The 6,162-nt window shown below is 44.6% G+C and carries 4 protein-coding genes and 1 pseudogene; 1 reads left to right on the top strand and 4 read right to left on the bottom strand.

Annotated features, from left to right (window positions below; all coding sequences use genetic code 11):
• From QUA03_RS05580 to QUA03_RS05565, 4 genes and pseudogenes are all read right to left on the bottom strand, one after another.
• Positions 1 to 1,835, bottom strand: a pseudogene (locus tag QUA03_RS05580) (hypothetical protein); the annotation flags it as partial.
• Positions 1,836 to 2,165: 330 nt separating this feature from the next.
• Entirely contained in the window at positions 2,166 to 3,341 is a 1,176-nt protein-coding gene (locus QUA03_RS05575) for an ATP-grasp domain-containing protein (protein WP_333210394.1), read from the bottom strand.
• 24 nt (positions 3,342 to 3,365) lie between these two features.
• Positions 3,366 to 4,427, bottom strand: coding sequence for a DMT family transporter (locus QUA03_RS05570; protein ID WP_333210392.1), 1,062 nt, complete (start codon positions 4,425 to 4,427; stop codon positions 3,366 to 3,368).
• A 142-nt stretch (positions 4,428 to 4,569) separates the two neighbouring features.
• On the bottom strand, positions 4,570 to 5,070 hold the full coding sequence (locus QUA03_RS05565; protein WP_333210390.1) for a thioesterase family protein: 501 nt from the start codon (positions 5,068 to 5,070) through the stop codon (positions 4,570 to 4,572).
• 141 nt (positions 5,071 to 5,211) lie between these two features.
• Between QUA03_RS05565 and QUA03_RS05560 the strand changes: the two genes are divergently transcribed.
• The gene (locus QUA03_RS05560; RefSeq protein ID WP_333210388.1) at positions 5,212 to 6,063 is read left to right on the top strand and encodes a universal stress protein; all 852 of its coding nucleotides are present in this window, start codon (positions 5,212 to 5,214) and stop codon (positions 6,061 to 6,063) included.
• Positions 6,064 to 6,162 lie beyond the last annotated feature (99 nt).

Genomic DNA, 6,162 nt, shown 5'->3' with positions numbered 1-6,162 from the left:
GTTTCGATTTGACTTTGAGTTTCCGAGAGTTGAGAAGTGAGCTGAGATTCCAATTCAGAGCGACTTTGACGCACACTCTCTAGCTGAGCTTCTAAGTCAGATACTTGAGATTGAAGTTGAGCTTGATTTTGATTAGCTGTTTCGATTTGACTTTGAGTTTCCGAGAGTTGAGAAGTGAGCTGAGATTCCAATTCAGAGCGACTTTGACGCACACTTTCTAACTGATTTTCTAAGTCCGATACTTGAGATTGAAGTTGATTTTGATTCTGGTTCGCTGTCTCGGTTTGACTTTGAATTTCCGAGAGTTGAGAATAAAGTTGCGATCGTTCGGTGTTAGCTGTTTCTAGCTGAACTTCTAATTCAGAGCGACTTTGACGCACACTTTCTAGCTGATTTTCTAAGTCCGATACTTGAGATTGAAGTTGAGTTTGATTCTGATTGACCGTCTCGATTTGACTTTGGGATTCCGAGAGTTGAGAAGTGAGCTGAGATTCCAATTCAGAGCGACTTTGACGCACACTTTCTAACTGGTGCTCTAACTCGGAGATTTGAGATGTAAGTTGATTTTGATTCTGGTTGGCTGTCTCGGCTTGACTTTGAATTTCCGAGAGTTGAGAATAAAGTTGCGATCGTTCTGTTTTAGCAATTTCTAGCTGAGATTCTAATTCAGAGCGAGTTTGACGCACACTTTCTAACTGGCGTTCTAACTGGGAGATTTGAGATTGAAGTTGAGTTTGATTCTGATGGGCTGTCTCGATTTGACTTTGGGATTCCGAGAGTTGAGAATAAAGGTGCGATCGTTCTGTGTTAGCTGTTTCTAATTGAGCTTGCAGTTCTGATAACTGAGACTGGAGTTGCGAGCTATCTTCCTCCTTGCGATGTATCTTAGACTCCAATTCTGACAACTCAGACAGCAGTCTTTCTCGCTCTAAAACCACCATTTCGGATTGAAGTTGTAGTTCATGAACTTGAGAGTTTAACTGCATTTTCTCCAGATTAGCAGCTTCTAACTGTCTTTGCAGTTCTAATAATTCAAATGGAGGCTGCTGTGCTTGTTCGCGAGCTGTTTGCAATTGAGAGTTGAGTATTTCGCGCTCTTGCTCTGCACTCTCCAATTGAGCTTGTAACTCTGACAATTCCGAAGTAAATTGCGATCGCTCTGCTTCGACTAATTGCAGTTGAGTTTGCAAACCCGACAGTTGAGACTGAAGTTGGTGCCGTTCTTCAATCGAGCGATCGAACTTAATTTGAATTTCCGACAACTGGTACTGTACCTGCAATCGGCTTTGGCTAGCCGTTTCCAACTGACTCTCAAATTCCGACAGCAGAGTGTGAAATTGAGAACGTTCTGCATCAACCGCTTCTAACTCTGCTTGCATTTCCAGCAATTGAGCGTTAAGTTGCGATCGCTCCTGATCCGCAACTTCTAACAGCTCTTTAAGTTCTGCCACTCCTGCTAACTGCGACTCAGCTTGTTGAGCATTTTCTAGCTGAAACTGCAAATCAGCAATCAGAGCATCAATTTGCGATCGATCCTGGGCAATTCCTGTCAAAAATTCTTCCATTTCTGACACTTGATTTTTTAAGAAATCTTGCTCGCGAGTCACAGTTTCCAACCGACTTTGCAACTGGGACAATTCAGAATTTAGCTGATTTTCATTCTGTACCTTTTGTCGCAATTCCGAAGTTCGGGCATCCAACTGAGCAGCCAAATTTGATATAGCCTCCTGCGAACCCTGCATCCGCACCAAATTGCGTGAATTTCGCTTATTCAAAATTAGCCAGCAGACTAATGCCCCGCCTCCAAATCCTATTAATAAAAGTAATGCTTCCATTTGTTTTATCTAATTAATATAAATTGAGTGATTTTGATGCTGACCAAAAAAATGGACATCCACAACTCGCTATCTTATATCGTTTCCGGTTGCATCGGAATAAGAAAATCGAGCCTACAGTTAACAATCAACCATTCAGTTTTGCGACCCGCCAGTCAACAGTCAACAGTCAACAGTTAACAGTCAACAGTCATGAGGAGTGCAACCGAAATTGATATTACTCAAAGCTATCACAACTTGCCAGCTTGTGTTCACTTGGCTCAACAATTTATATTTCTTTACAAATCCGTTTTGTTTACAGGTAAGGTGCAGCGCACCCTGCAAGTCCGATTAATGAAGCAAATCCACAATATGAGGAATAATTTCGATATGCTGAGTCAACAAATAATCCAACCTATCCGCCAGTAAACTAAAAATTAAATCGTTGTAACTCATTCCGTATTCCGCCAAACCTAAAGCTACCAAACTCGTCACATTTTCCCCTGGATGTTTCAGATCCGGTTTGGGATTTGCTTCCAAAACATAAAGTGAGCCATCAGCATCACTTCGGACATCAATCCTCACCAAACTGTTCAAACTAAACTCCCAATAAATTTTTCGAGCTAACTCAATTAACTCTTGTTTTAGTTCCGGTTCCTCACCGCCCATCAACCGTCCTCGGTCGGCCGTAATCGCCTTTTTATCCATAGAAGTAAAGATGCGTTCTTCCGGCTCCAGCACCCGCTCAACAGTCGAAAAAGCAAAGGGTTTGGTATTTTTATCAAATATGCCTTTAGCATAAGTAACATAGCCACAAACCGCTACACAAAATTCTCTTCCCGGCAAATATTTTTCAATTAAAGCAGTATTGTGAGTGTCTCGGTGAACGTCCGAAACCGCCTGAGACAAACCCTCAATATTGTCTACAAAATGAACGTGTAATGAAGCGCGGCCGGATACTGGTTTAACAACAAACGGCCCTTGATAGTCACCAAAAGCAATGGCAAAACGCTGATGCAAATTAGGCTGCAAAATCCCTTGAGAAGGATGCCAAGTCATAAACGGAGCGGTTTTAATTCCGACTGATTGCAGTTCCCGTTTAAAAGCGTGTTTGTTATCTAAAGTTGAACTGTTTAAAGGATTGTGACCCACATAAGGCATTCCCAACATTTCCAACAATGCGGGAGTGTGACAAACAGGATTGTAGCCTTGGACTCCGCCAGTATTCAGCCACACTAAATGGATATTATTTTGTTTGAGTTGTTCCGGCAAATTCATGTCATCAGGTAGGACAAAAACGTGCTTAAAGCCAATTTCTGCTAATGCTGTAGCAATCTCGCGGGCGACGATTTCGTAACTCTTCCAAGCGCGGGGATTGTGAGTTTTGTAAATCACTGAGCCGGGGCGATCGCAGTCGCCGCCGAACACCACAGCAATCCGCAATTTAGCAAACAGCACCTCCAAATATTGAGGCAGCAAACTAAAGTCATAATGCCAGCTATTCAGGCTGATTGATGTTGGAGTCATTTAAGTATTTTTTTCCTTTTTGTTTCATTTTTTAGCCACCGAAGTGCTAGATTTTCCCAAGTAGATTCCCGCCAAAACCACAGAAAAAGCAAACCAATTAAACAAGCTTAAACTTTCCGAAAACAGCACCCAAGCCATAATAGCCGTAATTACCGGTTCTAGGAGCAGGAAAAAAGCTACAAATTCCGACGAAAAACGACCGAGACTGTGGATAAGCAGTCCCTGACCAAAAGCTTGGCAAACCACGGCCAAAGCAATTACAGTCAGCCATCCCTCCCAAGAATAAGGGAAAACTCGATCGCCCGCAAGGAGAACCAGTGGCAAAACCAAGATACTGCCCATAAAACAGCGCCACATCAATATAGTTGTCGCCGGAAACTTGGTTCGCAAATGTTCGGAAATTAGCAGATTTCCTGCATAAAACATCGCCGATAAAAGAGCAGCAACGTCGCCGACAAGATTGTCTCCCGCAGTTTGCAAATCGTCGATTCCGATCGCAATTGCGCCAGACAAAGCCACCGCCAGTCCCACCAAAAACCTGTTGTCAAAGCGTCGCCCCAACAGCAGCCATCCCCCCAAAGTAGTAAATAAAGGAGTTAAGTTTCGCAGTACAGTAGAATTAGCGACATTAGTCTGACTCAGTGACCAGGCCCAGAAACCCACAGAAGCAGAAGAAACCACGCCTACGGCTATTAACAGCATCACATCCTGCAGAGTGTAGTTCGATCGCTCTTCAACTTGGGCCCCAGACATTCGGCGACGCGCAACACCCGCACCATTCCATAGTCCAAATACTACAGTTGCTATCCACAAACGGTTAAAAACAGTAGCATTCGGGCTGATTTCCCGTTCGCTCAACCTAATAAAAATCGCAGCCAGCGACACCGCTAGCAGCGCCGCCGACAGCGAAACGATCGCCCAAATTTTGCCTTGACTGTCAGCTAAGTCACCGTTTTTTAAACTGTCTGGCTTTCCCGAAACAAGAGTTTTGTTTTCAGGTGTTAAGGCAGAGTGTAACTCGGTTTTTTCCAAAATATTGCGCTGAAGTTCAATATTTGGCTCTGGCAATCCCAGTTTTTTTGACATTATTAAAAGTTCCAATGAAGGCAGAATGCAGTTGTGTAGGGTGCGTGACAAAAGAAAATTTGGGCGACGAATGGAGTGACTCAAAAGTCACGCACTCTACTTACTAGGGCTGCAAAAACTATTTTTTAGAGTTAACAGCAGCTTAGGCTGAAGGTTTAACAGAAAGCTTTGTCAAAGCCTCCTTTATCGCCGGTGGCAATTGCCGGATAATCTTGTTCTTGTCACGATCGACACCAACCAAAGTTACCTGTGCTGTCACATATAACTCCTGAGTATCAGCCGATCGAATTTCGTAATCCCAAAGCAGCCGCACACCCTCGGTAGCAGCGATCCGCGTTCTGACTGCCACAGATTGACCCATTTGTACAGCCCGGTGGTAGCGCAGCGAAAGTTCCACCACGGGCAATTCCAAACCCTGCGCCACCCAGTCTGCATACTCGATGCCGAGAGAGCGCAAACTTTCCACCCTAGCTTCCTCCATCCAAGCAATATAAGTCCCGTGCCAAACCACACCGCTGTAGTCAGTATGGTGAGGGTACACTCGCACCAAATATTCAAACCAGCCCTCAGAGTCCATCCCCCGCCGATTTTGAATAGCACCAGCCGGTGCGAGTTCTGGTTGAGTTCGATCGTTCTCTAACACTTTACAAATCGTTCCAAAACGCTACATTTCTACAAATCATAAGACAAACTTCAGGTCTATGCTTAACATTAACGAACTAGAGTACCAACGGCCTAGTTTAACGTCGCACAAGAAAACTCAACTGTTTTTACCGCCAAAACCATGATAGAAAAAATTTTAGTAGCCGTCGCCGGTCGCGGCTTGTGCGAAGAGATGTTTAATATGTTGATGGACATCCCTTCCTTGCAACAAACCTCTGTCACCGTCTTGCACGTCGTGCCGCCCCAAGTAACCTCCGATGGCATGGCCGAGAAACTGGAAGAAGGAGGGAAGATTTTAGCACAAGCAGTCCAGTCTTTGAAAATAGATCCCAGCAAAGTCAACCCTCGGCTCAAACAGGGAGACCCGAAAACCACGGTTTGCCAAGTCGCAGAAGAAGAACAATCCGACTTAGTAATTATGGGTTCCCGGGGACTCGGACGGCTGCAATCGATTTTGGAAAACTCAGTCAGCCAGTACGTTTTCCAGCTAACATCCCGACCGATGTTGTTAGTAAAAGACGACATCTACGTCAAAAAAATCAAGCGCGTCATGGTGGCGGTAGACAAATCAGAAGCTGCCAAACAGTCATTAGAGCTTGCGCTATCTTTGGTTAAAGAAGTCAGCGGCGGAGAGATAATTTTAGTACACGTCACCAAAGATTTGACGGGAAAAGCCAGCGAAGATTTAACAGGAAGTGCTGAAAAAGACCCCGTATTAGCTCCGGCAGTAGCACTAGCGAAACAAATGGGAGTTAGCTACCGCTGCGTGAGTGCTACAGGCAAGCCAGGGGAAGAAATTTGTCGGATTGCAGACGACTTGAATGCCGACTTGTTGGTAATCGGTTCCCCGGATCGGAGACCCAGCGTTGCCAAAAACTTTGTGGATATCGATCGACTCCTGGGAAATTCGCTATCAGACTATGTGCGAGTTTATGCCAACTGTCCCGTCTTGCTAGCCCGCACAGTCGGCTAGGATCTTATTGTTAAGAGTTAGCAGCTAACACTCAACAGTTAATCAAAAAAGCGCCTCAGCAAAAAGCTGTTGGCGCTTTTTTTTGCAAGCAGCAAAGCC

Origin of the sequence: Microcoleus sp. S36b_A4 (assembly GCF_036700645.1) — a bacterium.
In the GTDB taxonomy this organism is placed as follows: domain Bacteria; phylum Cyanobacteriota; class Cyanobacteriia; order Cyanobacteriales; family Microcoleaceae; genus Microcoleus.
The sequence above is the reverse complement of the archived record's forward strand: the minus strand, read 5'-3'. Positions and strand labels throughout refer to the sequence as shown.